Origin of the sequence: Pseudomonas sp. MWU12-2020 (assembly GCF_023100605.1) — a bacterium.
In the GTDB taxonomy this organism is placed as follows: domain Bacteria; phylum Pseudomonadota; class Gammaproteobacteria; order Pseudomonadales; family Pseudomonadaceae; genus Aquipseudomonas; species Aquipseudomonas fluorescens_H.
Genome location: NZ_JALMEX010000002.1, coordinates 312,020 through 337,058, shown reverse-complemented (window position 1 = coordinate 337,058; position 25,039 = coordinate 312,020). Strand labels below are relative to the sequence as shown.

Here is a 25,039-nt window from a genome sequence, read left to right as displayed (position 1 = left end):
AGCCCGCTGGTGGTCGGACCTGCCGACCAACCTTATTTTGAGCTGCTTATTTTACGCAGGACGCTGGCTGATGACTTCGTCGATCAGGCCGTATTCCTTCGCAGCTTCTGCACTCATGAAGTTGTCGCGATTGGTGTCGCGCTCGATTTCTTCAAGGGTACGACCGCTGTGCTTGGCCATCAGCGTGTTCAGACGCTCGCGAATGAAGAGGATTTCCTTGGCATGGATTTCGATATCCGAAGCCTGACCCTGGAAACCGCCCAGTGGCTGGTGAATCATCACACGCGAGTTCGGCAGGCAGAAACGCTTGCCAGGAGCACCGGCCGTCAGCAGGAATGCACCCATGCTGCACGCCTGACCAATGCAGGTCGTCGATACGTTTGGCTTGATGAACTGCATGGTGTCGTAGATCGACATGCCCGCTGTCACCGAACCGCCCGGGGAGTTGATATAGAGATGGATGTCCTTGTCCGGGTTTTCCGCTTCAAGGAACAGCAATTGCGCACAGATCAGGTTGGCCATGTAGTCCTCTACAGGACCCACCAGAAAGATTACACGCTCCTTCAGAAGGCGCGAGTAGATGTCATAGGCGCGCTCGCCACGAGCAGATTGCTCGACAACCATCGGGACCAGGCCGCCGGCGGCCTGGACATCAGAGTTCTGCTGAATATACGAATTACGGAACATGCTCTGCAGTCACTCCCAAATAGTTATGTCTTGAATACGCATAAGCCAGCTCGAAGGCTGGCTTATGTGTGTACTTCTTAACGCAAAAACAATCAGTCGGCTTTTGGAGCTTCTACCGGCTTGACCGCTTCTTCGTAAGAGACCGATTTGTCGGTCACGCTAGCTTTCTGCAGAACAGTATCCACAACTTGTTCTTCCAGCACAACCGAACGGACTTCGTTCAGTTGCTGCTCGTTCTTGTAGTACCAGGACACAACCTGCTCAGGTTCCTGGTAAGCAGAAGCCATTTCCTGGATCATTTCGCGAACGCGGGCTTCGTCAGGCTTCAGGTCGAATTGCTTGACCACTTCAGCCACGATCAGACCCAGCACTACGCGGCGCTTGGCTTGCTCTTCGAACAGCTCGGCCGGCAGTTGGTCAGGCTTGATGTTGCCACCGAACTGCTGAACAGCCTGCACGCGCAGACGGTCAACTTCGTTGGACAGCAGAGCCTTAGGTACTTCGATCGGGTTGGTGGCCAGCAGACCGTCCATAACCTGATTTTTTACCTTGGACTTGATGGCCTGACGCAGCTCACGCTCCATGTTCTTGCGAACTTCGGTGCGGAAGCCTTCCAGACCGGTTTCCTTGATGCCGAATTGAGCGAAGAACTCTTCGTTCAGCTCTGGCAGCTTTGGCTCGGAAACGGTGTTTACAGTCACGGTGAACTCGGCGGTTTTGCCGGCCAGGTCCAGGTTCTGATAGTCCTCAGGGAAGGTCAGGTTCAGAACGCGCTCTTCGCCCGCTTTAGCGCCCACCAGGCCTTCTTCGAAGCCCGGGATCATGCGACCGGAACCCAGCACCAGCTGAGTACCTTTGGCCGAGCCGCCAGCGAATGCTTCGCCGTCAACCTTGCCAACGAAATCGATGTTCAGCTGGTCTTCGTTCTGAGCGGCACGATCGGCCACTTCGAAACGGGTGTTCTGCTTGCGCAGGATGTCCAGCATTTTGTCCAGATCAGCGTCAGCCACTTCAGCGCTCAGGCGCTCGACAGTGATGCCGTCGAAACCGGCAACGGTGAACTCAGGGAACACTTCGAATACGGCTACGTATTCCAGGTCCTTGCCAGCTTCCAGCGACTTAGGCTCGATCGAAGGCGAACCGGCAGGGTTCAGCTTCTGCTCAACCACAGCTTCGTAGAAGGAGGACTGGATGACATCACCAACAGCTTCCTGACGAGCGTCAGCACCGAAACGGCGCTTGATTTCGCTCATTGGCACTTTGCCTGGACGGAAGCCAGCAATCTTGGCCTTTTGGGCAGTCTGCTGCAGACGCTTGTTGACCTGGCTCTCAATGCGCTCAGCCGGCACGGTGACGCTCATGCGGCGCTCAAGAGCAGTAGTATTTTCAACAGAAACTTGCATGGATATTCCTCGTTGCACAGACGTTAGCCGGCCGTTTCCGACCCCAGAATCAAGGGCATGCATTCTAGTGGGTCAAACTCAAGAAGTCACCCTACTGAAAACGGGTAAAAAAACAGCAGGCCATTTATAGGTGTGAATGCATCAATGCACTCCACCCCGAAGATGAATAAAGACCATCACGCCAGGGCTCTGCTTCAACCGCTTCTATATATAGAAGAGACCGCGAGCCATCTCCCTGACGGCCGATCCTGCGAACATGGCCGGTGGTCGGCACGCTGGCCGCAAGCCCCTGAACACGACGAAACGCCTTGCCCTTCGAGCCGAAACCCAGCGCAACAAACCACAAGCCGTAAAACAAAAAAGGCGCCAGACTGTTAAATCTGGCGCCTTTCGAAATATGGGGTGGACGATGGGGATCGAACCCACGACAACGGGAGTCACAATCCCGTGCTCTACCAACTGAGCTACGCCCACCATATTGCGTCACAAAAAAGCCATTCAACTTCTTTGCTGAACTTCATCAGGCCTGCGGCATGAATGAAGCTTTAATTGGTGCGGATGAAGAGACTCGAACTCTTACGCCTCGCGGCGCTGGAACCTAAATCCAGTGTGTCTACCAATTCCACCACATCCGCAGATGAAGCTTTTTAAAGCAAAGGCGCCAGACTGTTACATCTGGCGCCTTTCGAAATATGGGGTGGACGATGGGGATCGAACCCACGACAACGGGAGTCACAATCCCGTGCTCTACCAACTGAGCTACGCCCACCATATCGCGTTACTTGTGCCAAAGCTGCCTAATGGCGCACCCGGCAGGACTCGAACCTGCGACCATCCGCTTAGAAGGCGGATGCTCTATCCAGCTGAGCTACGGGCGCCTTGTTAATCTGTACCCTTGGAGGACTACAAACTAAGTGCTTTCCAGCTTCGCAGAACCGTAATTCCGCTCGACCTTCTTAACCAGTGCTAGGCTGTGCCCGACAAGTGCGACGAATAGTATAGAGCGCCCTTTAGGTCGTCAAATCTTTTTTGAAAAAAATTCATTTAATTAAAGGAGTTAGGGGAATTTGCTGACCAAGCGCCTTTGCCCTCACCGCCTGACATGCGAGAATGCGTTCTCTTTTTTTCCCCTCTCGATGGTTAATCACGCGCAATGACTGCACAACTAATCGACGGCAAATCGATCGCCGCCAGCCTGCGCCAGCAGATCGCCCAACGAGTTGCCGAGCGTCGCCAGCAAGGCCTGCGCACTCCCGGCCTCGCGGTGATCCTGGTCGGCAGCGATCCTGCCTCTCAGGTTTATGTCTCGCACAAGCGTAAAGACTGTGAAGAGGTCGGCTTCCTCTCTCAAGCCTACGACCTGCCTTCCGAAACCACTCAAGAAGCACTGACCGATCTGATCGATCGCCTCAACGACGACCCGGCCATCGACGGCGTATTGCTGCAATTGCCGCTGCCGGAGCACCTGGATGCCTCCAAACTGCTGGAGCGCATCCGCCCGGACAAAGACGTCGATGGTTTCCATCCTTATAACGTCGGCCGCCTGGCCCAGCGCATTCCGCTGCTGCGCCCGTGCACTCCGAAAGGCATCATGACCTTGCTGGAAAGCACCGGCGTTGACCTTTATGGCCTGGATGCGGTGGTGGTTGGCGCGTCCAACATCGTCGGTCGCCCGATGGCGATGGAACTGCTGCTGGCCGGTTGCACCGTGACCGTCACGCACCGCTTCACCAAGGATCTGGCCGGCCACGTTGGTCGTGCCGATCTGGTAGTGGTAGCCGCCGGCAAGCCAGGTCTGGTCAAGGGCGAGTGGATCAAGGAAGGCGCGATCGTGATCGACGTCGGCATCAACCGTCAGGACGACGGCAAGCTGGTCGGTGACGTGGTGTACGAAACCGCCCTGCCCCGCGCCGGCTGGATTACTCCGGTACCGGGCGGCGTTGGCCCGATGACCCGCGCCTGCCTGCTGGAAAATACCCTCTACGCGGCAGAAACCCTGCACGCCTGAGTCGTTTTTTCGCAAAACAGGAACCCCGCCGCGTGCGGGGTTTTTTGTTCCTGAGAAAAAACTCTAACCGTTCGACGGAAACCCCTCTTTTCACAGGCCTTTTCACGAGATTTTCAGGTCATTCAAACAACCATCGACAGTTCTTCAGCCATACTCCTAAAATGCGCCGCTTCTAAGAAATAACCCGTTACAAAATAACGGAATATCCAACCTTTATGAGTTCGCCCGCGTGAAAATTCGTCTTTCGATCCTGAGCCTGTTTTTCGCTTTTTCAGGCACATTCGTCACGCCAACCGTCAACGCCGCTGAAACCACCGCCGCGCCGCGCGACGCTTCGCAACTGAAGATCGCCTCCGGCAGCGCCCTGCTTATGGATTTGCAGACCAATAAAGTCATCTATTCGAGCAACCCGGATGTGATCGTGCCGATCGCTTCGGTGAGCAAGTTGATGACTGGCCTGGTAGTGGTCGAGGCGCACCAGAACATGGACGAATGGATCGACGTCGACATCAGCCACACGCCGGAAATGAAAGGCGTGTTCTCCCGAGTCAAACTCAAGAGCGAACTGCCGCGTCGCGAGATGTTGCTGATTGCCCTGATGTCCTCGGAAAACCGCGCAGCCGCCAGCCTCGCCCACCATTATCCGGGTGGCTATGCCGCGTTCATCGCGGCAATGAATGCCAAGGCCAAAGCGCTGGGCATGACCAACACTCACTACGTCGAGCCGACCGGTTTGTCGGAACGCAACGTTTCCACCGCCCGCGACCTGAGCAAACTGTTGGTGGCCGCGAGCAAGCATCCGATCCTCAGCGAGTTGACCACCACCAAGGAAAAAACCGTGTCGTTCCGCAAACCCAATTACACCCTGGGTTTTCGCAACACCGACCATCTGGTGAACAAGGCCGACTGGGACATCAAGATCACTAAAACCGGCTTTACCAACCCCGCGGGCCATTGCCTGGTGCTGGTGACGCGGATGAGCAACCGTCCGGTCGCTCTGGTGATTCTCGATGCGTTCGGCAAGTACACCCACTTCGCCGACGCAAGCCGTATCCGCAGCTGGATGGAAACCGGCAGGAGTACCAACGTGCCGGCGGTGGCGCAACAATACAAGGCGGAGAAAAACCTCAAGGGTCGCCAGAGCGGCGTGGTCGAAGCCTCCAAGTAAAACGACGCACTCAACTGTGGCGAGGGAGCTTGCTCCCACTGGGGCGCGTAGCGGACCTTCTTTTTTAACAAGAAAAGGCCTGCTGCGCAGTCCAGCGGGAGCAAGCTCCCTCGCCACAGAGGTATTCAGCCAACTGTTGAATACCCGTTATTCAATCATTGGGTAACGGCATTTTGTCGTCGTCCGGAATGCCGTCACCAGCGCTCGGATCTGGCGTCATCACATTAGGCCGCGCCAGCGGATCACGCAGCGGGCTGTCAGGGTCCAGCACAGGGTCCAGCTCTTCCTCGGGCGTGGTCGGCACACTGTCCGGATGTTTATCGTCGAAACTGGAATCGGTACTCATACGCACCTCACTTCAAGGTTTCAGATCGGCTAACGGGTCATAGGGTTTGGCCGGGCGCTTGCTGTCATCGCCGGACTCCACGTCCTTCGGCGCCTTGGCGGGGCCAACCGGATCGACCTGCGGATCGTCGAGGTCCGGCGAGTCCGGGTCGAAGCCCAGCTCGTGACCAGAGGAATGCTCGCTCGAGTGCGGGCCTTTGGGGGATGGGGAATCTGCCATGCTCGCCTCCTGAATCACCCGCCAATTCGGGCTCTATCATTAAGAGGCGTGCCGGGCGTGAGGGTGCCCGGCAGATGACGAACGGAAGTTTAATGTGCTGCCAGCGCCTTTTTCGCTTGCGCAGCTTCACGCTCCTGCCCTGCCTGCGCCAGCTCGTCCGCAGCCTTAATCCAGCGTTGACGGTCGACTTCGGCGGGAATCTGCGACGGTTTCTGGATCAGCACCGCCCAGCCACCCGACTTCTCGAACGCCGACTCAAAGGAACTGAAACTCATCAATTCGCGATGGTTCATTCCGGCGCGCAACAATACTTTCTGCTTGCGTCGGTCGTAACCGGAGAGGATTGCGTAACGCGGTTCAGCCCAGAAGGCCGAGCCCTCGCTGAAACGCACCATCACCGGATAGCCAGCCGCGACCTGGGTCAGCAAGGCTGGCAGGTTGCTGTCCAGCGGGTACACGACCATCCCGTATTCACGCGCGAGGCTCTGCAGGTTCTGTTGCAACTTGTCTTCGGCGCCCGGCAGATGCAGCGGCTTTTCCAGCAAACCCGGGGTGATCACGATGCCCTGCTGCGACAACAGGCTCGCCAGCACCTGCGGCCCGCTCTGATTAGCCTCGCCGCGATAAAACGTACCACTGAGCTCGACCCGCTCCGGCAAGCGCTTGACCTGCGGTGCCACACTGCCCGCACACCCTGCCAACACCGCCGCGCATCCGGCTACCAGCAATGCCGCACGAATTCGAGAAAATACCTGGCCCATCATCGCTCTCTGTTCAGACGCCGGTCATCTTGTTCCGGCAAAGCCCCGATCATAGGTCGACACAGGTCAGCGGTATAGCCTTAAACGGCAGATGCAGTGCTTATATAGAGCAAAGTGATTGGTCACCACCGACCTTTGGTCAATAGCTTGAAACACGCCAATGACTAGACTGTCAGTGAAAAAGACTGAAATGAAAAAAGTGGGTGCCCGATGCAGGGCAAAGAGGAGGCACTGATGAGCCTGACCATGACTATCGTAATGCTGATTGCCGGCTGGCTGGCTGTGGCCACCGCCATGTTGTGGGGCGTGCTGCGCATCGCCCGGCGCCACCATCATCCGCTGCCGCCTGTGGCGGTCGAGAAACCGCAAAAGCACACCGCACGCCACGCGACCGCGCACTGAAAGCCGAAAACCTTCCCCCGTAAAAAAGCCCCCTGAACTCAAAGGTTCAAGGGGCTTTTGACTGGTCAGCGATTACGCCTGCTCAGCCAGTTTCCTCTGCTTCGCCCGGCGCGACATCATGTTCAGCACTTCAATCGCTGCCGAGAACGCCATCGCCGCATACACATAACCTTTCGGTACGTGGGCGCCGAAGCCTTCGGCAATCAGCGTCATGCCGATCATGATCAGGAAGCCCAGCGCCAGCATCACCACCGTCGGGTTGTCGTTGATGAACTTGGCCAGCGGCTCAGCCGCGAACAGCATCACCATCACCGACACCACCACCGCGATCACCATGATCGGCAAGTGTTCAGTCATGCCCACCGCGGTAATGATGCTGTCGATCGAGAACACCATGTCCAGCATCAGGATCTGACCGATCGCGGCAGCGAAGCCCAGAGTCACAGTCGATGTCGCGGTTTTCGGGTCTTCCGGCGCCGGGTCCATGCTGTGATGGATCTCGGTCGTGGCTTTCCACACCAGGAACAGACCACCGGCAATCAGGATCATGTCCTTCCAGGAGAACGCCTGACCCATGATTTCGAGCACAGGGGCGGTCAACTGCACGATGAAGGCGATGGTGCTCAACAGGGCCAGACGCAGGATCAGCGCCATGCCGATACCGATTCGACGCGCCTTCTGCCGATGCTGCACGGGCAGTTTGTTGGTCAGGATCGAAATAAAGATCAGGTTATCGATGCCGAGCACGATCTCCATCACCACCAGTGTGGCCAAAGCAACCCAGGCGGCGGGGCTGGCGGCGAGTTCTAACAGATATTCCATGGGTCAGTCCTGACTCTTCGTATGACGGTTTAGATGTTCTTGGAGGACGATTCGGATTTTTCCGCATCTTTTTCCGGTGCTTCTTTGTTCTCGATCAGGCCGCCGGTGGCGTCACTGAGCGCCTGTTCAGCAGCCTTGTGCGTATCGTCGATTGCCTGTTTGGCGCTTTCGGCAGCCTTGCCCATCAATTGCTGAGCGCTTTTCTCGGCCTGATCGCAACCGGCCATAAGTAGTAAAGACGTAAACATCAATGCAGGGATTGTGTATTTCATGAGGCTTTCCTTCGAATGAACAGACAGGGTCACAGACCGCCCGTCGATGGCTGGGCATTCTAGGGAGACAAACACTTCAGGAAAATTCGTATTTTTAGCGGCTATACTTCGGCTTTAACGAACTACGACAATTAGTGTAGGAGCTGCCGAAGGCTGCGATCTTTTGATCTTGCTTGAAAAAATCAAAGATCGCAGCCTGCGGCAGCTCCGACAAAGGGGGACGCGGCGGATGCTGAATTACCGACAACTGCATTACTTCTGGGTGGTCGCCAAGACCGGCAGCATCGTGCGTGCCTGCGAGCAACTCAACCTGACGCCGCAAACCATCAGTGGGCAGATCTCGCTGCTCGAACAAACCTACGGCATTGAACTGTTTCAACGGGTCGGCCGGCAGCTTGAGCTGACTGAGGCCGGACGTCAGGCCCTGCCCTACGCCGAGCAGATGTTCCAGCTGGGCGGCGAGCTGGAATTGATGTTGCGCGCCCAGCCCAATGAACAGCAGATCCTGTTTCGCGTCGGCGTGGCGGATGTGGTGCCCAAATCCATCGTCTATCGCCTGATCGCACCGACCATGGAGCTGAACGAGCCGCTGCGCATCACCTGCCGCGAGGACAAACTCGAGCGCCTGCTGGCGGATCTGGCGATCCAGCGTCTGGACCTGGTGATTTCCGACAGCCCGATGCCGTCGCACCTCGACATCAAGGGCTACAGCCAGAAGCTTGGCGAATGCGGGATCAGTTTCTTCGCCACCGCAGAACTTGCGGCGCAATACGGGGAGGATTTTCCGCGCAACCTCAACGGCGCACCGCTGTTGATTCCCGGGGCGGAAACCGTGGTGCGCAGCCGTTTGCAGCGCTGGTTCGCCGAGCAGCAGATCCAGCCGCGAATCGTCGGGGAGTTCGATGACAGCGCCCTGATGCAGGCCTTCGGCCAATCGGGCAGCGGGATTTTCATCGGTCCGAGCGTGATTGCCGATGAAGTCAGACGCCAGTACGGCGTCGAAGTGATTGGCCAGACCGACGCGGTGACTGAGTCGTTCTATGCCATTTCGGTGGAGCGCAAGGTCAAGCACCCCGGCATCGTTGCGATTACCGAAGGTGCCCGACGCGAGCTGTTTACCGCGTTATGAAGCCTGCGCGCACTCTTCGCGCGGCTTGAGCGTCATCAATACCATGGCGAGGAACACCGACAACAGAATGAATCCGGCAGCGGCGAACCCCAGAAAGCCGAGGCCGGCACTGTCGATCACCCGACCGCCGATCATCGCGCCCAGGCCGATCCCGAGATTGGCCCCGGCGATATTCAACGAAGCGGCAAACGCCGGTGCCTGCGGCGCGGCTTTCATCAGACGCACATGGCTGACCAGGAACAGCGCAGCCTGAGTGATGCCCCAGATGCCCATGGCCACCGCCAGTCCCACCGTCGAATGAATGTTCGGCACCAGCGACACCATGCCGGCAATCATGAACGCGCAGAACAGCACCGAAGCGCCCAGCGGATGACGATCCACCGCGCGGCCGCCCAGCGAGTTGCCGATCAGCCCGACCGCACCAAAGCCCATCAGGCACCAGCCGACCACCGTGCCGTTGAAACCGGCCAGCCGTTCGAGAATGTCGGCCAGATAGGTGTAGGCCGTGAACATGCCGCTGAACACCAGAATCGACAACACAACATGGCCGATCATCAGCGGGTTGCGCAGGATCTTGAACTGCGAGGCGAAGCTGACCTGATGCTGGTGCAGACTGGTTTTCGGCAGGTACACCAACAGCAACAAGGCCTTGGCGAAAGCGATGACCGCCAGAATCGCGAACGCGCTGCGCCAGCCGAACGCATCGGAAATCAACGTGCCCACCGGAATGCCGAACACCGTCGCGCAAACGATGCCGAAGCCGATCTTGGCAATCGCACGGCCAGCGTAATCCGGGCCGACGATGTCCACCGCCGTCTCACTGGCCAAGGCCCAGAACACCGGCAGACCGAGCGCCGGAATCAACCGGGCGATCGCCATGACCCAGATGTTCGGCGCCAGCGCCGCCACCGTGTTGGCCAGGCCGAACATGATCAGAATGGTGATGAACAGCTTGCGCCGCTCGAAACGGGCGAAATACGCGGTCAAGAATGGACCGAACATCGCCACGGTGAAAGCGAATAAAGTCACCAGCAGACCGGCCTGCGGGATGGTCACCGCCAGGTCTCGGGCGATTGCCGGCAACAGGCCGACGATGACGAATTCCGTGGTCAGCACCGTGAAGCCGGCGGCGGACAACAGAAGAATGGGCAACAGCATGAGCAACTCCAGCAAAACGACGACACCAGCGATGACCGAGAGGCCCGCTGGCAGACTATGAAAATGAGGATGGCGAATCTTAACAGAGTGTTTCCGGGCTGACTTGCACAAACCTGCCGACTTGCCGATCAATCCGGTGGCAGATCGTCACAGGCCTGAAGGATAACGCCTGCCCTGTGATAAAGTCCGCGCCCCGAAAAACGTACACCCTGATCAACGACCAGTTTAATGGCGTTGATGTCGCGTCAGCCCTTTCGTTTCGTGCCGGTGACCTGCCCCCGATGTATCACCGGTTTCACGCAACCCTGAACCGTATAAAAACAGAGATGCCGTTATGACTGCTTCATCCCCTTCTCTCCTGCAACGCCTGAAAAACCTCAGCCTGGTCACACAGATCCTGATCGGCCTGATTGCCGGTATCGCCCTGGCGCTGTTCGCTCCGGAAGCGGCGAAAGGCTCGGCGTTCATCGGCAAAGTGTTTGTCTCGGCGCTGAAAGCCGTGGCGCCGATTCTGGTGTTCGTGCTGGTGATGGCGTCGATTGCCAATCACAAGCATGGTCAGGAAACCCACATTCGACCGATCCTGTTCCTGTACCTGCTCGGCACCTTCGCCGCAGCCGTAGTCGCGGTTGTCGCCAGCATGGCATTCCCCTCGCATCTGGTGCTGTCCACCGACAACGTGTCAGTCACCGCGCCAGGCGGCATCGCCGAGGTGCTGCAAAGTCTGCTTTTGAGCGTGGTCGACAATCCGGTCAGCGCCCTGATGAATGCCAACTTCATCGGCATTCTGGCCTGGGCGATCGGCATGGGCGTTGCCATTCGCCACGCCGGTGACACCACCCGCGAAGTGCTCGGCGACCTGTCCAACGGCGTGACGCTGATCGTGCGCGTAGTGATTCGTTTCGCGCCGCTGGGCATTTTCGGTCTGGTGGCCTCGACCCTCGCGACCTCGGGCTTCGGCGCGCTGATCGGTTACGCGCACCTGCTGGCCGTACTGCTGGGCTGCATGCTGTTCGTCGCGCTGGTGATGAACCCGCTGATCGTGTTCTGGAAACTGCGTCGCAACCCGTACCCGCTGACCCTCAAGTGCCTGCGCGAAAGCGGGATCACCGCCTTCTTCACCCGTAGCTCGGCGGCGAATATTCCGGTCAATCTGGAACTGAGCAAGCGTCTGGGCCTGCATGAAGACACCTACTCGGTATCGATCCCGCTGGGCGCGACCATCAACATGGCCGGCGCGGCGATCACCATCACCGTGCTGACCCTGGCGGCGGTACACACGCTAGGCATTGCCGTAGACATCCCGACCGCGATCCTGCTCAGCGTCGTCGCGGCGATCTGTGCCTGTGGCGCCTCGGGCGTGGCCGGCGGTTCGCTGCTGCTGATTCCGCTGGCGTGCAGCCTGTTCGGCATTCCGAGCGAGATTGCCATGCAGGTGGTGGCGGTGGGCTTCATCATTGGCGTGTTGCAGGATTCGGCGGAGACTGCGCTGAATTCGTCCACCGATGTGCTGTTCACCGCTGCTGCTTGCCTGGGTGAAGAGGCGAAAGCCCAGCGCACCGCATAACCCCTGTAGGAGTGAGCCTGCTCGCGATAGCGGTGTGTCAGTCACATCGTCTCGGTATGACACACCGCTATCGCGAGCAGGCTCACTCCTACAAAAAACAAAAGCCCGCCAAGGCGTAAACCTTGGCGGGCTTTTTTTGTAGCTGGGTGTTTTAGTACGCGCCCATGAAGTCGCGTTTACCCACTTCAACACCGTTGTGACGCAGCAGCGCGTAGGTGGTGGTGACGTGGAAGAAGAACTGCGGCAAACCGTAGCTCAGCAGGTAAGCCTGGCCGCTGAAGCGCTTCTCTTTCGGGGTGCCCGGACGGGTCACGATTTCGATACCTTCCTTGCCGTTGATCTGCTCCGGCTTGATCTCGCCGATGTAAGCCAGGACCTTGGTGATCAGCGCCTGCAGCTCGGCGAAGGTGGTTTCGGTGTCGTCATATTTCGGGATTTCGACTTCAGCCAGACGCGAGGAAACACCCTTGGCGAAGTCGACGGCGATCTGCACCTGACGCACCAGCGGGAACATGTCCGGGTACAGGCGTGCTTGCAGGAAGGCGTTCGGGTCGATGTTTTTCTCGGTGGCGTGGGCTTCAGCCTTTTTCAGGACATCGCTCAGGGCGTTGAGCATTTGTTGAAAAACCGGGACGGATGCGGCGTACAGGGAAATGGTCATGGCAGTCTCGTATGATGGCTGGGTGGAACGTGGAGGCGATTATAGCCATGCTTGATGACCACACGGCTTGCCTTTTGTTAGCCAAGGATTAGGCTAGGCGCCTTCGACTGCAGAGGGAACGCGCGATGACTACCGAACTTGAAACCACCACCGACGAACCACGGCTCAACGCCACGGAAATCCGCATTCTGGGTTCGTTGATCGAAAAACAGGCCACCAGCCCGGAAACCTACCCGCTGACCCTCAATGCACTGGTGCTGGCCTGCAATCAGAAAACCAGCCGCGAGCCAGTGATGAACCTGACTCAAGGCCAGGTTGGCCAGAGCCTGCGGACGCTGGAAAGCCACGGTTACGCCAAACTGGTCATGGGCAGTCGCGCCGACCGCTGGGAGCACAAGCTCGACAAGGCACTGGAACTGGTGCCGGCCCAAGTGATTCTCACCGGTTTGATGTTCCTGCGTGGCCCGCAAACGGTAAATGAGCTGCTGACCCGCAGCGGCCGCATGCATGACTTCGAAGATGCCGAGCAGGTGGTGCATCAGCTTGAACGCCTGATCGCGCGCGGGCTGGCGGTGTTGATTCCGCGTCAGGCCGGGCAACGTGAAGACCGCTATACCCATGCGCTGGGCGATCCGGCGGATATCGAGGCGATATTGGCGGCGCGGCAGAATCCCGGGGAGCGTTCTAGCGGCGGTGTTTCGGTTGAGCGCATCGAAGAACTGGAAGCGCGGATTGCAGCGCTGGAAGAACGTCTGGCGCGTCTCGAATAATCACCACAATCCTATTGTGGGAGCGGGCTTGCTCGCGAAGAGGCCGTGTCAGTCACATCCCTGTGAATGACCCACCGCATTCGCGAGCAAGCCCGCTCCCACAGGGTCTGTTTATTCACCCTCCCAGTAATCCACCCCGTCCGCCTGCCGCGCCACGGCAACAAAGCCTGACGTATTGCCCTCGGCATCAACCTTGAAATTGTCCATCACCGCGTACTTGTTGGAGTCCGGGTACTCACAGATATCCGGTTGCTGCTGGGTGCTGACCGCGAGGTAACGCAGCTCCGCGTCGCTGGTGTTGATGATCTGATGCGCGGTTTCCGGGCCGCCCGGCGGGCAGGCAATCACGTCGCCTGCGCGGATCGGAAAGCGCTCGGCCCCCAGTCGCACCTCGCCCTCCCCGGCTACCACGTAGAACATCTCTTCGTTGACCCGATGGCTGTGAAACGGACTGCCGCGCATGCCCGGCGGCAGGGCATAGAGCCGATAACCGAGCTTCTGTGCGCCGAGATGCTGGCCGATGCGGGCCATGCGTTGTTGATAGCGGCCAGCGGTTTCGCCTTCCGGGGCCAGGGCTTCGGGCAGGGGTTCGAGTTCGACCTGGTGCAGGTTGAGGATGGGCGGATGCATGGTGGCGCCTCGATCAGGTTTTTGTGAGGGGCAAGTCTTGGCTTGCTGAGGCCGCAGTATAGGCAACCCGACTCACAACCGAGTCGCAGTCTTCGCGAGCAAGCCCGCTCCCACATTGAAATACATTCCTCTGTGGGAGCGGGCTTGCTCGCGAAGGGGCCCGCTGGCTCAGCGCAAAACTCAATGATCAGCTGCGAGCAAACGCCACCGCCGCCGCAAACTGTTCCTCACTCGGCCGCACGCCCGTGTACAGCACAAACTGCTCCAGCGCCTGGATCGCAATGACCTCAAGCCCGGTGATGACCTTTTTACCCTCGGCCCGGCCCCGCACGATCAGCGGTGTCTCCGACGGAATCGCCACCACATCGAATACGGTCTCGGCAGACTGGATCACTTCAGGCTCGAACGCCAGTTGCCCGGCCTCCGGTCCGCCGTCCATGCCCACCGGGGTGACGTTGATCAGCATCTGCGGCCGCTCTTCGCCCAGCTCCGCCTGCCAGCGATAGCCCAGCGAATCCGCCAACGCCCGTCCGGCACGCTCATTGCGCGCAACGATCAACCCCTTCCTGTAGCCACCATCGCGCAAGGCACTGGCCACCGCTTTGGCCATGCCGCCGCTGCCGCGCAGGGCGAACGTCGAATCCTTCGGCACCGCGTGGGTTTCCAGCAATTGCGCGATGGCGATGTAGTCGGTGTTGTAGGCCTTGAGGTGGCCGTTGGTGTTGACGATGGTGTTGATCGACTGGATCGCCGCCGCCGACGCATCCAGTTCATCGACCAGCGCAATGCACGCCTCCTTGAACGGCATCGACACACCGCAACCGCGAATCCCCAGCGCACGAATCCCGCCAACGGCCCCCGGCAGATCCTGACTGCTGAACGCCTTGTAATAGAAGTTCAGGCCCAACTGCTCATACAAATGGTTATGAAACCGCAGACCGAAGTTCCCGGGGCGCCCGGACAGGGACATGCACAGCTGGGTGTCTTTGTTGGGATTCATCTGCATGAAACTTCTCCTGAAAACCGACTTTCGGATGGACGGAGTTAGCCATTCCATCGTGTTGTGAACGATCATAAGCACTATCTGCAACGGGCTTCGCGAGGCTTTGGCCCTACGGTAAAGAAGCCGGTACAGACCTTACACAAACTTTACCCAGACGCTGTGCTGATTTACAAAAACACGTTGTCTTAGAAGTATCCCCGCGATAGTCCTTGGGTCTAATTGCAGATTCAAGCGCCGGGTTGAATAACGAGGAATTATCATGATCCGTAAACTTCCTGTCTTAGCTTTGCTGATCGGTGCATTGGCTGTTACCGGACAGGCGCAAGCCGGTGGTTACTATTATCACGGTCACGGCGGCTGCTGCTGGGGCGGCGGGCACGCTGGCTGGGTTGGTCCGGCCGCTGTCGGTGCAGTGTTGGGCGCAGTGGTAGCGGGTTCGGTGATGTCCTCACCGCGCACGGTTTACGTACAGCAACCGGTGTATGTACAACCGCAGCCGGTTTACGCACCGCCACCGGTCTACTACCAGCCACCACCTCCACCGGTTTACTACCAGCCACCGGGCTATTACGTTCAGCCTCGCTACTAAGGCCGACGTCTGTAGCGTAAAGGCTGTAAATGAAACAGGCTCCGCCGCAAGGCGGGGCCTGTTTTCGTTCAGGTATGTCTGAATAAATCTTGCGAAGGTCGCTACCAGGACAATGCTGGCGACTAGAATCGGCATGATGAATACAGCGCCCTTTCCTGATGCTGGGGAAAACGGTCATCTATTTGTCATGACGGAGCCGCAATCTGAATCCGTCCGTAAACAACAGGTTGATAACAACAAGGACGACGATATGCCTACACAAAACCCGCATCGCATTGTCGGTTTATGCACCTCAGGCAAGGTGTACAACACGCTGACCGAACTCAAGCACCTGGAAGGCCACCGCTGCGCCAAGTTTCTTTCGCTGCTGGCGGAGAATCTCGTGCACAAGGGCCTGCTCAATGAGCGCGAAGTGGTGCACATGCTCGACCAGGTTGTCGATTGAAACAGCCCTCACTGTTATCAATGACCACTATCGAAAGCGTTGATTGTCCCTGAGCGCAGCGAATCCCTAAGGTAGCTCCACAGATTTATGGAGGTACTTGTCATGGCTCAGGTTCAAATCATGTCGGTAGTTGGCAGCGCTGTTCCCGCATCGCTCAGAGCGTCGGGATTGCTCGCTTGCTGGTATCTGGTGCGCGATGGCGAGCCGATCAGCGGCCCGCTCACGTCATTACCGGCGGCGCAGGCGTTGTCGCAGAAAATCGTCAGCACACCGTTCCACGCCTAAGGCAGCTGGATTTTCGGCTTGGTCTCAATGAACAGCGCCCAGCTCGACATGAACAGCGCCGCGATCAGCGGTCCGATCACGAAACCGTTGAGGCCGAACACTGCGAGGCCGCCGAGGGTCGAGATCAGAATCATGTAATCCGGCATGCGCGTGTCCTTGCCCACCAGAATCGGACGCAGCACGTTGTCCACCAAGCCGATCACGAACACCCCGAACAGCCCCAGCACTACGCCTTGCCAGATCATCCCGCTGAGCAGGAAGTACACTGCCACCGGCGCCCAGACAATCCCCGCGCCCACCGCCGGCAACAGCGACAGAAACGCCATCATCACCGCCCACAGCAATGCGCTGGGGATGCCGAGAAACCAGAAAATCGCCCCGCCCAATGCGCCCTGAGTGATGGCCACCACCAGATTGCCCTTCACCGTCGCGCGCACCACACGATTGAATTTCAACTGCAAACGACGTTTCTGGTGTTCCTCCAGCGGCACGGCGGTGCGCACTTTGCGCGCCAGTTCGGCGCCGTCACGCAAAAAGAAAAACAGCAGGTACAACATGATGCCGAAGCTGACCACGAACTCGAATGTGCCTTGACCGAAACTGAACGCCTGACTCGCCAGCACCTGACTGCCCTGCATCGATGCCTTGACGATTTTCTCGCGCAGGCCGTTGAGTTCGCCCATGCCAAAGCGATCGAGCAGATGCTGGAAGTACGGCGGCAGGCTGTGTTTGAACTGCGCAATATAGGCGCCGATGTCCAGTTGGCCACTTTCGATGTTGGTGTACAGCGTCGTGCCTTCCTGGACCAACAACACGCTGAGGATGATCACCGGCAAAATCGCGATCACCAGACAAATGCCCAGGGTGCATAGAGAAGTCAGATTGCGTTGCCAGCCGAACTTCTGCTGCAACCGGCGCTGCATCGGCGCAAACAGGATGCCGAGGATCACCGCCCAGAACACCGCGCCGTAGAACGGCAGCAGAATCCAGATGAAAGCGACCGTCACCAATACCAGCAGTACCGTGAGGGATTTGAATTGAAGGCTTTTTTCGTTCATGTCCGATCCATGTCAGTCAGGCGTCGTGCACGCCCCGATCCTTAGTCCGCCGGGACGCGCACGAGTGCCATCTTTATTCATGGAGCATAGTTGCCGATCACGGCCAGCATTCAGCGCACCGGCAGCTTGACGATCTGCTCGGTGGTCATGACGTCACCGAAGGTGTCTTCCACTTCCGCCAGCGCAGCCTGGTGCAGGGAATCCTTGTCGATGGACGAGCCATTGACGCGGGTAATCGCACGGGTGGCCGAGGCGTCGGAGGCGACGATCACGTTGTAACCCAGCGGCGCAGCATCCCGCGCGGCGCCGGCGACGCAGGCGTGAGTCATCAACCCGGAAATGATCAGCGTATTGATGCCGGCCTTCTTCAGGCGTTCGTCAAGGTCGGTGCTGGCAAATACGCTGACCGTGGTCTTTTGCAGAACCACGTCTTGCGGGCGTGGCTGCATGTCCTTGTGAAATTTAACGGTCTCGCCATCGATGGCAAATACCGGCGAGCCAGCCGGCGCGACGTGCTGCACGTGATACACCGGGATCTTGTGGCTGTCGGCGAAGCTGATCAGCTCACGGGTTTTCGCCAGAGCGGCGGCACCGTCCGGGATCGGCATCCGGCCGCTGAAATATTCATTCTGGAAATCGATCACCACCAGTGCGGATTTGCCGGCCGGTAAATGATCGGCCGGTGTGGCGCCGGACATCGCACGAATGGTCGGGTGGCTGTCAGCCATTGCCCCGGTGCTGGCCAAGACACCGGAAAACGCACAAGCGGTGAGAAAGCGACGAGTAAAGTTCTGCATGGAAGAGTCCTGCTTCGGTTGATTTGATGAGCGAATGTTAAGCAGCCACCGTCGCACCGAACACAGTGAAACCGACACATGATTTGTGCAGGATCTACACAAATGAGCTGCACAGATCAGTTTCGCTGACTCAAACGTAGATCCAGATCAATAAACCGCACTTGCCACTGCACTACCCTGCCGCGCTTTTGCGACCGATGCCGCCATGAAGCCAGAACTCCCCCTCGCCGCCCCGGAACTGCTCGCCCCTGCCGGCACCCTGAAGAACATGCGCTACGCCTTCGCCTACGGTGCCGATGCGGTTTACGCCGGGCAGCCGCGCTACAGCCTGCGGGTGCGCAACAACGAATTCGACCACGCCAACCTCGCCCTCGGCATTCGCGAAGCGCAGGCCCAGGGCAAGCGCTTCTACGTGGTGGTCAACATCGCCCCGCACAACGCCAAACTGAAGACCTTCCTCAAGGATCTGGCACCGGTGATCGAGATGGCACCGGACGCCCTGATCATGTCCGATCCGGGATTGATCATGCTGGTGCGCCGGCACTTTCCGCAGATGCCGATCCACCTCTCGGTGCAGGCCAACACGGTGAACTGGGCGAGTGTCGAGTTCTGGCAGCAACAGGGGCTGAGCCGGATCATCCTGTCGCGGGAGCTGTCGCTGGAAGAAATCGGTGAAATCCGCGAGCAGGTGCCGGGCATGGAACTGGAAGTGTTCGTCCACGGCGCGCTGTGCATGGCTTACTCCGGACGCTGCCTGCTGTCGGGCTATATGAACAAGCGCGACGCCAATCAGGGCACCTGCACCAACGCCTGTCGCTGGAAATATTCGGCGCAGGCGGCCACCGAAAATCAGCTCGGCGAGATCGTGCAGACCTACCAGCCCGAGCCGACCCTTGGTATCGGCGCGCCGACCGATCAGGTGTTCCTGCTGCAGGAAGCCAATCGACCCGAAGAGTTGATGCCGGCTTTTGAGGACGAGCACGGCACTTACATCATGAACGCCAAGGATCTGCGCGCCGTGCAGCACGTCGAGCGCCTGACACGCATGGGCGTGCATTCGCTGAAGATCGAGGGCCGCACCAAGTCGCACTTCTATTGCGCGCGCACCACTCAGGTCTATCGCCGGGCAATTGACGACGCGATGGCCGGGCGCGAGTTTGATCGCAGCCTGATGACCGATCTGGAATCACTGGCCCAGCGCGGCTACACCGAAGGCTTCCTGCGCCGCCATGTGCATGACGAATACCAGAATTATCAGAACGGCAGCTCGGTATCGGAGCGTCAGCAGTTCGTTGGCGAACTCACCGGCGAGCGCCGCGACCGGTTGGCCGAAGTCAAGGTGAAGAACCGTTTTGCCTTGGGCGATCATCTGGAATTGATGACTCCGAAGGGCAATTTCCACTTCGATCTGCACCAGTTGCAGAGTGCCAAGGGTGAAGCCATTGAAGTCGCCCCCGGCGACGGGCACACGATTTACCTGCCAATTCCGGATGCGGTGGATTTGCGCTTTGGCCTGCTGATGCGCGACCTGAGTTCCTGAACCCACCCCTGTAGGAGCTGCCGCAGGCTGCGATCTTTTGATCTGGTTTTTCAACACCAAAATCAAAAGATCGCAGCCTGCGGCAGCTCCTACAGGGGGGATGCGCTCTACCTGTGGGAGCGGGCTTGCTCGCGAAAGGTTCGGTACAAACTATAAATATCTCATGCCGAGTTAGCCTCAGCGCCTGTCATCCGACAACGGCGTCGGTTCATCCGCCGGTGGTACATCATCGGCAGCCGGTGGATCCTTCCAGTCTTCCGGCCGATCGGCATCACTCAGCGGATCACGCCCCGGGCTCATGCCCGGCGGCGCATCGTGATCAGCCAGCGTCGGCTCGTCCGTGCCGGGCACCGGACGGGTTGGATCGGTCGGCAGCACACCACCCTGAAACAGCAAATCATTAGCCATGACACACCTCACCGAGGAGGTCCGGAAAACCCGGGCCGTACAGGTTGGAAGTGTGCCTCTAAACGACGTGCTATCGAGCAGACCAACGGCAATCAGCCTTGAGCACTGAAACGGTCGCGACTGTTGGTCAGGTGCAGCCACATGGCCGCGCGCGCGGCATCCGGATCCTGGCGCTTGATCGCATTCAAAATCGCTTCGTGTTCGAGATTGGCCAACTGCCCCAGCTTGCTCAGATCCGCCGCGCCCCGCTCGGCGGCATTGAGCCGCTGACGCGGAATCATCGCGCTGCCCAGGTGCTGCATGATTTCGCTGAAGCAGACATTGCCGGTGGCTTCGGCGATCAGCAGATGAAAGCGTCGGTCGGCCTCGACGCAACTGTCGTTGCTGTCCAGCAGACGCTGATAGTCATCCAGCGCCTGACGCATTTGCAGCAATTGCTGCTCGCTGCGCCGTAACGCGGCCAACGCCGCGGCCTGCGTCTCCAGGCCCATGCGCAATTCAAGAATGCTGCGCACCCCGAGAGCGGTATCGACATTCAGCCGCAAGCCCTGCTCAGCAGCGCGCTCGATGACGAACGTGCCGATGCCGTGCCGCGTTTCGACCAGTCCCGACGCCTGCAATTTGGAAATCGCCTCGCGCACCACTGTGCGACTGACACCGTGCTCCTGAACGATGGCGTTCTCCGACGGCAGCTTGTCGCCGGGTGACATCTGGCCGAGCAGGATCTTCTGGGTGAGTTTTTCCACCAGGTCGTGCGCAAGGTTATGCGTGCGTTTAGGCGCGGGGGCGTCGAGGTCTTCTTGCATGATCGGTTCCGGGCATCGGGGCTCGCGGATCGTAGCACTACGCAGTCGCTGACGAGATTGATTTTAGCGCTAAATTCGCCTCCATCTTGTATGACAACATGCAGGAAATCTGGATTTTAGCCTCAAAGAGTCGGTTGAGCACATTTAAAAAATTCTAAAAATGGTCTCTGAGAAAAGAAAGCAATGACCGGAAAACCCCAATATAACCGACTAATTTTGCGAAAAAGGACATAAGAAACCAGCCTGCCAGATGAATTTAATCGCCCCACCCCACTTGTAGGACAAAAAATTCAAGTTGTATGATGTCTATCAACAAAGCAGCACACAGCACTACCCCCGCATAAAAATAATCAGTGGGAGAAAAACAAGTGAAAACCTCCATCTCCGGGATGAACGAGGGCGTCGATTCGACACTCGCGTCCGCCATCTCGAAAGTGAAACGCCACGTCCTGCCGCTCTTCGTGATCATGTTCATCGTCAATTACATTGACCGGGTGAACATCGGTTTCGTCCGCACTCACATGGAACATGACCTGGGCATTGGTGCTGCCGCCTACGGCTTCGGCGCCGGTCTGTTCTTCATCGGTTACGCGCTGTTCGAAGTCCCGTCCAACATGCTCCTGCAGAAAGTCGGCGCGCGTATCTGGCTGACCCGCATCATGCTCACCTGGGGTCTGGTCGCCGCCGGCATGGCGTTCATCCAGAACGAAACGCACTTTTACATCCTGCGTTTCCTGCTCGGTGTGGCCGAGGCCGGATTCTTTCCCGGGGTGATCTACTACTTCACGCGCTGGCTGCCGGGTGCCGAACGCGGCAAGGCAATCGCGATTTTCCTCAGCGGCTCAGCTGTCGCCTCGCTGATCTCCGGCCCGTTGTCTGGCCTGCTTTTGCAGATCAATGGCCTGGGCCTGCACGGCTGGCAGTGGATGTACTTCATCGAGGGGATGTTTTCCGTGGGGCTGTGTGTGTTCGTGTGGTTCTGGCTCGACGCCAAACCCCACGACGCAAAATGGCTGACCCGCGCCGAACAGGACGCACTGGTCAGCGCCATCGATGATGAACAGAAGGCCCGCGAAGCCGCGACGCCGATCCGCCCATCGATGGGCAAACTGCTCAAGGACCGGCAGATCATCCTGTTCTGCCTGATCTACTTTTTCATCCAGCTGACGATCTACGCCGCGACGTTCTGGCTGCCGAGCATCATCAAGAAAATGGGCGAGATGAGTGACTTCCAGGTCGGGCTGTTCAACTCGATTCCGTGGTTGCTGTCGATCATCGGCATGTACGCTTTCGCCGCTTTCTCGGCCAAGTGGAAGCACCAGCAGGCCTGGGTCGCGACCGCGCTGCTGATTGCGGCGGCGGGGATGTTCATGTCCACCACCGGCGGGCCGATTTTTGCCTTTGTCGCGATCTGTTTTGCCGCGCTGGGCTTCAAGTCCGCTTCATCGTTGTTCTGGCCGATTCCCCAGGCCTATCTGGATGCGCGAATCGCTGCAGCAGTGATCGCGCTGATCAATTCGGTGGGCAACCTTGGCGGCTTCGTCGCGCCAACCACCTTCGGCTTGCTCGAAGAGCACACCGGCTCGATTCAGGGCGGCCTCTATGGCCTGGCCGCGACCTCGATCATCGCCGCGATCATCGTCTTCGCCGCGCGCACCACGCCCAAACCCGCTGCAGACCTCGCCGTGGCCGAAGCCGCGCCAAAGCACGCCTGAATTCTGTCTTATTAGGATAAAAATCATGACCGCACACGACACCGCCAAAGCGCCGATCATCACTGACATGCAGGTGATTCCGGTGGCCGGCCACGACGGCATGCTGCTCAACCTGAGCGGCGCCCATGGGCCGTTTTTCACCCGCAACATCGTCATCCTCAAGGACAACGCCGGGCACACCGGCGTCGGCGAAGTGCCCGGTGGCGAGCGCATCCGCCAGACGCTGGAGGACGCCCGCAGTCTGGTGCTCGGCAGCTCGATCGGCAACTATCAGAAAATCCTCAATCAGGTGCGTCAGACCTTCGCCGAGCGTGATGCCGGCGGCCGTGGCCTGCAGACCTTCGACCTGCGCATCACCATTCACGCAGTGACCGGACTCGAAGCCGCCCTGCTCGACCTGCTCGGCCAACACCTCGACGTACCGGTCGCGGCGTTGCTCGGCGAAGGCCAGCAGCGCGATCAAGTGAAGATGCTCGGTTATCTGTTCTACGTCGGTGACCAGCGCGAAACCAGCCTCGCTTACCGCAGCGAACCGGATGCCGATAACGACTGGTTCCGCGTGCGTCACGAAAAGGCCATGACCGCCGAAGCGGTGGTGCGTCTGGCTGAAGCGGCCCAGGCGAAATACGGTTTCCAGGACTTCAAACTCAAGGGCGGCGTGCTCAGTGGCGATGCGGAAATCGAAGCGGTGACGGCCCTGGCCGAACGTTTTCCCAAGGCGCGCATCACCCTTGATCCGAATGGCGCCTGGTCCCTGAAAGAAGCGATTCGTCTGTGCCGCGATCAGCATCACGTGCTGGCTTACGCCGAAGACCCCTGCGGTGCGGAAAACGGTTACTCGGGGCGTGAAGTCATGGCCGAATTTCGCCGCGCCACCGGAATGAAGACGGCGACCAACATGATCGCCACCGACTGGCGCGAGATGGGCCACGCGATCCAGTTGCAGTCGGTGGACATCCCTTTGGCCGACCCGCACTTCTGGACCATGCAAGGCTCGGTGCGTGTCGCGCAACTGTGCCATGAATGGGGCCTGACCTGGGGTTCGCACTCCAACAACCACTTCGATATCTCGCTGGCGATGTTTACCCATGTCGCGGCAGCGGCACCGGGCAACATCACCGCCATCGACACGCACTGGATCTGGCAGGACGGCCAGCGTCTGACCAAGGCGCCGCTGCAGATTGTCGACGGCTGCGTGCAAGTGCCGCAAAAGCCGGGTCTTGGGGTGGAGCTGGACATGGATCAGGTGGGCAAGGCTCACGAACTCTACAAAGGCATGGGCCTCGGTGCGCGGGATGACAGCGTGGCGATGCAGTTTTTGATTCCGGGATGGACGTTCGATAACAAGCGGCCGTGTCTGGTGCGCTGACATTCTCAAGCTCACCGTACTTCAAATGTGGGAGCGGGCTTGCTCGCGAAGGCGGTGTGTCATTCAACTCCAATATTGACTGACACGCAGCCTTCGCGAGCAAGCCCGCTCCCACAGGGGGGGGATTTGTATCAGGCAGAGATTTGTAGCAGCCAGTTTTTGAACGCCGTCATCGCTGCCGTCTCCGGCCGCGACTGCAAGCGCGTCAGCCAATAACTGCCGGTGGTGATTTCAATCGCAAACGGCTGGCGAATCACGTCCGCCGCCAGTTGCCGGGCGAACATCAGCGGTGGCGCCAAGGCCACCCCGCTGCCCTGCAGCGCCGCTTCCATCATCGCCAGCGACGAATCGAACACAATGCTCTGCGGCGGTGCCGCGTGGGTGGCCAGGCCTGCGGCGTGAAACCACTCCGGCCACTCATCGGTGCGATAGGAACGCAGCAAGCGTTGTTGCAGCAGATCGCCCGGGGTGTGCAGCTGCCGGGCAATTTCCGGTACGCACAGTACCGATAGCGGAGCGTCGAGCAGACGCGTTGCCTCGATGCCATGCCACGCTCCGGCGCCGAAACGAATCGCGTAATCCAGCCCCTCGGCGGCGACGTCGACCCGATTGTTGTTGGTCGACAGCCGCAAATCTATGAGCGGATGTTTCGCCTGGAAGTCTGCCAGTCGCGGCAGCAGCCAACCGACCGCAAAGGTTCCTACGGCGCCCACGGTCAACATTTCCCGATACTGACCGCCGGCCAGCCGCTCGAGCATCTGCGCGATATGATCGAACGATGTGGTCAACACCGGCAGCAGGGTTTCCCCTTCACTGGTCAGCATCAGCCCACGGGGCAGGCGTTTGAACAGGGTGACATTGAGCTGCGCTTCAAGGCTTTTGACCTGATGGCTCACCGCCGCTTGGGTCACGCACAGTTCCACGGCGGCGCGGGTAAAGCTCAGATGCCGCGCCGAGGCTTCGAACGCGCGCAGTGCATTGAGCGGCAGTTGAGGTCGAATCATGCCCAGTCCCAAATTTT

The 25,039-nt window shown here is 58.9% G+C and carries 28 protein-coding genes and 4 tRNA genes; 12 read left to right on the top strand and 20 right to left on the bottom strand.

Annotated features, from left to right (window positions below):
• Positions 1 to 51 precede the first annotated feature (51 nt).
• The 6 genes from clpP to M0814_RS05635 all read right to left on the bottom strand — a co-directional run bounded on the left by clpP (position 52) and on the right by M0814_RS05635 (position 2,968).
• Complete coding sequence (gene clpP, locus M0814_RS05660) at positions 52 to 687, bottom strand: ATP-dependent Clp endopeptidase proteolytic subunit ClpP (protein WP_103486005.1); 636 nt, start codon at positions 685 to 687, stop codon at positions 52 to 54.
• Positions 688 to 779: 92 nt separating this feature from the next.
• Positions 780 to 2,090, bottom strand: a complete 1,311-nt coding sequence (gene tig / locus M0814_RS05655; RefSeq protein WP_003223629.1) for a trigger factor — start codon at positions 2,088 to 2,090, stop codon at positions 780 to 782.
• A gap of 398 nt (positions 2,091 to 2,488) precedes the next feature.
• Positions 2,489 to 2,564, bottom strand: a tRNA-His gene (locus M0814_RS05650).
• A 76-nt stretch (positions 2,565 to 2,640) separates the two neighbouring features.
• Positions 2,641 to 2,725: transfer RNA gene (locus M0814_RS05645), tRNA-Leu, on the bottom strand.
• Positions 2,726 to 2,783: 58 nt separating this feature from the next.
• Positions 2,784 to 2,859, bottom strand: a tRNA-His gene (locus M0814_RS05640).
• Positions 2,860 to 2,891: 32 nt separating this feature from the next.
• Positions 2,892 to 2,968: transfer RNA gene (locus tag M0814_RS05635), tRNA-Arg, on the bottom strand.
• Positions 2,969 to 3,243: 275 nt separating this feature from the next.
• Between M0814_RS05635 and folD the strand changes: the two genes are divergently transcribed.
• Positions 3,244 to 4,098, top strand: a complete 855-nt coding sequence (gene folD, locus M0814_RS05630; protein WP_003223627.1) for a bifunctional methylenetetrahydrofolate dehydrogenase/methenyltetrahydrofolate cyclohydrolase FolD — start codon at positions 3,244 to 3,246, stop codon at positions 4,096 to 4,098.
• 229 nt (positions 4,099 to 4,327) lie between these two features.
• Positions 4,328 to 5,266, top strand: a complete 939-nt coding sequence (gene pbpG / locus M0814_RS05625; protein ID WP_003223625.1) for a D-alanyl-D-alanine endopeptidase — start codon at positions 4,328 to 4,330, stop codon at positions 5,264 to 5,266.
• A gap of 151 nt (positions 5,267 to 5,417) precedes the next feature.
• On the opposite strand, the gene M0814_RS05620 is transcribed toward pbpG, so the two are convergent.
• The 3 genes from M0814_RS05620 to M0814_RS05610 all read right to left on the bottom strand — a co-directional run bounded on the left by M0814_RS05620 (position 5,418) and on the right by M0814_RS05610 (position 6,592).
• Positions 5,418 to 5,612 carry a hypothetical protein gene (locus M0814_RS05620; RefSeq protein WP_003223623.1) on the bottom strand — a complete coding sequence of 65 codons (195 nt, stop codon included), beginning with the start codon at positions 5,610 to 5,612 and terminating at the stop codon, positions 5,418 to 5,420.
• A 12-nt stretch (positions 5,613 to 5,624) separates the two neighbouring features.
• Positions 5,625 to 5,831 carry a DUF6021 family protein gene (locus tag M0814_RS05615; RefSeq protein WP_003223621.1) on the bottom strand — a complete coding sequence of 69 codons (207 nt, stop codon included), beginning with the start codon at positions 5,829 to 5,831 and terminating at the stop codon, positions 5,625 to 5,627.
• 89 nt (positions 5,832 to 5,920) lie between these two features.
• Positions 5,921 to 6,592 (bottom strand): peptidase C39 family protein, encoded by a 672-nt coding sequence (locus M0814_RS05610; RefSeq protein WP_003223620.1) that lies wholly within the window; start codon positions 6,590 to 6,592, stop codon positions 5,921 to 5,923.
• 210 nt (positions 6,593 to 6,802) lie between these two features.
• On the opposite strand from M0814_RS05610, the gene M0814_RS05605 reads away from it, so the two are divergent.
• On the top strand, positions 6,803 to 6,994 hold the full coding sequence (locus M0814_RS05605) for a hypothetical protein (RefSeq protein ID WP_103484111.1): 192 nt from the start codon (positions 6,803 to 6,805) through the stop codon (positions 6,992 to 6,994).
• A gap of 72 nt (positions 6,995 to 7,066) precedes the next feature.
• Here M0814_RS05605 and M0814_RS05600 read toward each other — a convergent pair whose 3' ends face one another.
• Both M0814_RS05600 and M0814_RS05595 read right to left on the bottom strand, forming a co-directional pair.
• On the bottom strand, positions 7,067 to 7,816 hold the full coding sequence (locus M0814_RS05600) for a TerC family protein (protein ID WP_103484112.1): 750 nt from the start codon (positions 7,814 to 7,816) through the stop codon (positions 7,067 to 7,069).
• Between the two features lie 29 nt (positions 7,817 to 7,845).
• Positions 7,846 to 8,088, bottom strand: coding sequence for a hypothetical protein (locus M0814_RS05595; RefSeq protein WP_003223614.1), 243 nt, complete (start codon positions 8,086 to 8,088; stop codon positions 7,846 to 7,848).
• Between the two features lie 229 nt (positions 8,089 to 8,317).
• Between M0814_RS05595 and nhaR the strand changes: the two genes are divergently transcribed.
• On the top strand, positions 8,318 to 9,217 hold the full coding sequence (gene nhaR, locus M0814_RS05590; RefSeq protein ID WP_045122374.1) for a transcriptional activator NhaR: 900 nt from the start codon (positions 8,318 to 8,320) through the stop codon (positions 9,215 to 9,217).
• Here nhaR and M0814_RS05585 read toward each other — a convergent pair.
• A complete protein-coding gene (locus M0814_RS05585) occupies positions 9,212 to 10,375 on the bottom strand; it encodes an MFS transporter (protein ID WP_103484113.1) in 1,164 nt (387 codons plus the stop codon). The genes nhaR and M0814_RS05585 overlap by 6 nt on opposite strands.
• Positions 10,376 to 10,709: 334 nt before the next feature.
• Here M0814_RS05585 and sstT point away from each other — a divergent pair, with 334 nt between their 5' ends.
• The gene (gene sstT / locus M0814_RS05580) at positions 10,710 to 11,942 is read left to right on the top strand and encodes a serine/threonine transporter SstT (protein ID WP_003223611.1); all 1,233 of its coding nucleotides are present in this window, start codon (positions 10,710 to 10,712) and stop codon (positions 11,940 to 11,942) included.
• Positions 11,943 to 12,093: 151 nt separating this feature from the next.
• Here the strand turns inward: sstT and M0814_RS05575 are convergent, their stop codons facing one another.
• Positions 12,094 to 12,603, bottom strand: coding sequence for a DUF1993 domain-containing protein (locus M0814_RS05575; protein ID WP_103484114.1), 510 nt, complete (start codon positions 12,601 to 12,603; stop codon positions 12,094 to 12,096).
• A gap of 125 nt (positions 12,604 to 12,728) precedes the next feature.
• On the opposite strand from M0814_RS05575, the gene M0814_RS05570 reads away from it, so the two are divergent.
• Positions 12,729 to 13,373: a DUF480 domain-containing protein gene (locus tag M0814_RS05570; RefSeq protein WP_103484115.1), complete on the top strand. Its 645-nt coding sequence runs from the start codon at positions 12,729 to 12,731 to the stop codon at positions 13,371 to 13,373.
• Positions 13,374 to 13,484: 111 nt separating this feature from the next.
• Here the strand turns inward: M0814_RS05570 and M0814_RS05565 are convergent, their stop codons facing one another.
• Positions 13,485 to 14,003: a cupin domain-containing protein gene (locus M0814_RS05565; protein WP_103484116.1), complete on the bottom strand. Its 519-nt coding sequence runs from the start codon at positions 14,001 to 14,003 to the stop codon at positions 13,485 to 13,487.
• A gap of 187 nt (positions 14,004 to 14,190) precedes the next feature.
• Positions 14,191 to 15,009, bottom strand: a complete 819-nt coding sequence (locus tag M0814_RS05560) for a shikimate 5-dehydrogenase (protein WP_103484117.1) — start codon at positions 15,007 to 15,009, stop codon at positions 14,191 to 14,193.
• A 256-nt stretch (positions 15,010 to 15,265) separates the two neighbouring features.
• On the opposite strand from M0814_RS05560, the gene M0814_RS05555 reads away from it, so the two are divergent.
• The 3 genes from M0814_RS05555 (at position 15,266) to M0814_RS05545 (ending at position 16,325) form a co-directional block, all read left to right on the top strand.
• The gene (locus M0814_RS05555; RefSeq protein WP_003223605.1) at positions 15,266 to 15,595 is read left to right on the top strand and encodes a hypothetical protein; all 330 of its coding nucleotides are present in this window, start codon (positions 15,266 to 15,268) and stop codon (positions 15,593 to 15,595) included.
• A 250-nt stretch (positions 15,596 to 15,845) separates the two neighbouring features.
• Positions 15,846 to 16,040: a hypothetical protein gene (locus M0814_RS05550; protein WP_103484118.1), complete on the top strand. Its 195-nt coding sequence runs from the start codon at positions 15,846 to 15,848 to the stop codon at positions 16,038 to 16,040.
• A 102-nt stretch (positions 16,041 to 16,142) separates the two neighbouring features.
• Entirely contained in the window at positions 16,143 to 16,325 is a 183-nt protein-coding gene (locus tag M0814_RS05545) for a hypothetical protein (protein ID WP_003223603.1), read from the top strand.
• Here the strand turns inward: M0814_RS05545 and M0814_RS05540 are convergent.
• Both M0814_RS05540 and M0814_RS05535 read right to left on the bottom strand, forming a co-directional pair.
• Positions 16,322 to 17,383: an AI-2E family transporter gene (locus M0814_RS05540; RefSeq protein WP_103484119.1), complete on the bottom strand. Its 1,062-nt coding sequence runs from the start codon at positions 17,381 to 17,383 to the stop codon at positions 16,322 to 16,324. The genes M0814_RS05545 and M0814_RS05540 overlap by 4 nt on opposite strands.
• A 110-nt stretch (positions 17,384 to 17,493) precedes the next feature.
• Positions 17,494 to 18,111, bottom strand: a complete 618-nt coding sequence (locus M0814_RS05535) for a cysteine hydrolase (RefSeq protein ID WP_247868469.1) — start codon at positions 18,109 to 18,111, stop codon at positions 17,494 to 17,496.
• A 274-nt stretch (positions 18,112 to 18,385) separates the two neighbouring features.
• Between M0814_RS05535 and yegQ the strand changes: the two genes are divergently transcribed.
• Entirely contained in the window at positions 18,386 to 19,720 is a 1,335-nt protein-coding gene (gene yegQ, locus M0814_RS05530) for a tRNA 5-hydroxyuridine modification protein YegQ (RefSeq protein WP_103484121.1), read from the top strand.
• A 177-nt stretch (positions 19,721 to 19,897) separates the two neighbouring features.
• Here yegQ and M0814_RS05525 read toward each other — a convergent pair whose 3' ends face one another.
• A complete protein-coding gene (locus M0814_RS05525) occupies positions 19,898 to 20,128 on the bottom strand; it encodes a hypothetical protein (protein WP_003223599.1) in 231 nt (76 codons plus the stop codon).
• Positions 20,129 to 20,220: 92 nt separating this feature from the next.
• Positions 20,221 to 20,934: a FadR/GntR family transcriptional regulator gene (locus tag M0814_RS05520; protein ID WP_103484122.1), complete on the bottom strand. Its 714-nt coding sequence runs from the start codon at positions 20,932 to 20,934 to the stop codon at positions 20,221 to 20,223.
• 368 nt (positions 20,935 to 21,302) lie between these two features.
• On the opposite strand from M0814_RS05520, the gene M0814_RS05515 reads away from it, so the two are divergent.
• Positions 21,303 to 22,649 (top strand): MFS transporter, encoded by a 1,347-nt coding sequence (locus M0814_RS05515; RefSeq protein ID WP_103484123.1) that lies wholly within the window; start codon positions 21,303 to 21,305, stop codon positions 22,647 to 22,649.
• A gap of 25 nt (positions 22,650 to 22,674) precedes the next feature.
• Entirely contained in the window at positions 22,675 to 24,018 is a 1,344-nt protein-coding gene (gudD, locus tag M0814_RS05510) for a glucarate dehydratase (protein WP_177434680.1), read from the top strand.
• Positions 24,019 to 24,149: 131 nt separating this feature from the next.
• Here gudD and M0814_RS05505 read toward each other — a convergent pair whose 3' ends face one another.
• Positions 24,150 to 25,022: a LysR family transcriptional regulator gene (locus M0814_RS05505; RefSeq protein WP_045122372.1), complete on the bottom strand. Its 873-nt coding sequence runs from the start codon at positions 25,020 to 25,022 to the stop codon at positions 24,150 to 24,152.
• Positions 25,023 to 25,039: the final 17 nt, after the last annotated feature.

Bases quoted from the DNA above. Each gene is read 5' to 3' on its own strand.
- nhaR (WP_045122374.1), top strand. From the start codon at position 8,318: ATGCTGAATTACCGACAACTGCATTACTTCTGGGTGGTCGCCAAGACC.
- M0814_RS05600 (WP_103484112.1), bottom strand. From the start codon at position 7,816: ATGGAATATCTGTTAGAACTCGCCGCCAGCCCCGCCGCCTGGGTTGCT.
- M0814_RS05535 (WP_247868469.1), bottom strand. From the start codon at position 18,111: ATGGCTGACAGCCACCCGACCATTCGTGCGATGTCCGGCGCCACACCG.
- M0814_RS05585 (WP_103484113.1), bottom strand. From the start codon at position 10,375: ATGCTGTTGCCCATTCTTCTGTTGTCCGCCGCCGGCTTCACGGTGCTG.
- M0814_RS05595 (WP_003223614.1), bottom strand. From the start codon at position 8,088: ATGAAATACACAATCCCTGCATTGATGTTTACGTCTTTACTACTTATG.
- M0814_RS05565 (WP_103484116.1), bottom strand. From the start codon at position 14,003: ATGCATCCGCCCATCCTCAACCTGCACCAGGTCGAACTCGAACCCCTG.
- clpP (WP_103486005.1), bottom strand. From the start codon at position 687: ATGTTCCGTAATTCGTATATTCAGCAGAACTCTGATGTCCAGGCCGCC.
- M0814_RS05520 (WP_103484122.1), bottom strand. From the start codon at position 20,934: ATGCAAGAAGACCTCGACGCCCCCGCGCCTAAACGCACGCATAACCTT.
- M0814_RS05615 (WP_003223621.1), bottom strand. From the start codon at position 5,831: ATGGCAGATTCCCCATCCCCCAAAGGCCCGCACTCGAGCGAGCATTCC.
- M0814_RS05545 (WP_003223603.1), top strand. From the start codon at position 16,143: ATGGCTCAGGTTCAAATCATGTCGGTAGTTGGCAGCGCTGTTCCCGCA.
- M0814_RS05550 (WP_103484118.1), top strand. From the start codon at position 15,846: ATGCCTACACAAAACCCGCATCGCATTGTCGGTTTATGCACCTCAGGC.
- M0814_RS05540 (WP_103484119.1), bottom strand. From the start codon at position 17,383: ATGAACGAAAAAAGCCTTCAATTCAAATCCCTCACGGTACTGCTGGTA.
- tig (WP_003223629.1), bottom strand. From the start codon at position 2,090: ATGCAAGTTTCTGTTGAAAATACTACTGCTCTTGAGCGCCGCATGAGC.
- sstT (WP_003223611.1), top strand. From the start codon at position 10,710: ATGACTGCTTCATCCCCTTCTCTCCTGCAACGCCTGAAAAACCTCAGC.
- M0814_RS05575 (WP_103484114.1), bottom strand. From the start codon at position 12,603: ATGACCATTTCCCTGTACGCCGCATCCGTCCCGGTTTTTCAACAAATG.
- M0814_RS05570 (WP_103484115.1), top strand. From the start codon at position 12,729: ATGACTACCGAACTTGAAACCACCACCGACGAACCACGGCTCAACGCC.
- M0814_RS05555 (WP_003223605.1), top strand. From the start codon at position 15,266: ATGATCCGTAAACTTCCTGTCTTAGCTTTGCTGATCGGTGCATTGGCT.
- M0814_RS05610 (WP_003223620.1), bottom strand. From the start codon at position 6,592: ATGGGCCAGGTATTTTCTCGAATTCGTGCGGCATTGCTGGTAGCCGGA.
- yegQ (WP_103484121.1), top strand. From the start codon at position 18,386: ATGAAGCCAGAACTCCCCCTCGCCGCCCCGGAACTGCTCGCCCCTGCC.
- M0814_RS05525 (WP_003223599.1), bottom strand. From the start codon at position 20,128: ATGGCTAATGATTTGCTGTTTCAGGGTGGTGTGCTGCCGACCGATCCA.
- M0814_RS05605 (WP_103484111.1), top strand. From the start codon at position 6,803: ATGCAGGGCAAAGAGGAGGCACTGATGAGCCTGACCATGACTATCGTA.
- M0814_RS05505 (WP_045122372.1), bottom strand. From the start codon at position 25,022: ATGATTCGACCTCAACTGCCGCTCAATGCACTGCGCGCGTTCGAAGCC.
- gudD (WP_177434680.1), top strand. From the start codon at position 22,675: ATGACCGCACACGACACCGCCAAAGCGCCGATCATCACTGACATGCAG.
- folD (WP_003223627.1), top strand. From the start codon at position 3,244: ATGACTGCACAACTAATCGACGGCAAATCGATCGCCGCCAGCCTGCGC.
- M0814_RS05560 (WP_103484117.1), bottom strand. From the start codon at position 15,009: ATGCAGATGAATCCCAACAAAGACACCCAGCTGTGCATGTCCCTGTCC.
- M0814_RS05620 (WP_003223623.1), bottom strand. From the start codon at position 5,612: ATGAGTACCGATTCCAGTTTCGACGATAAACATCCGGACAGTGTGCCG.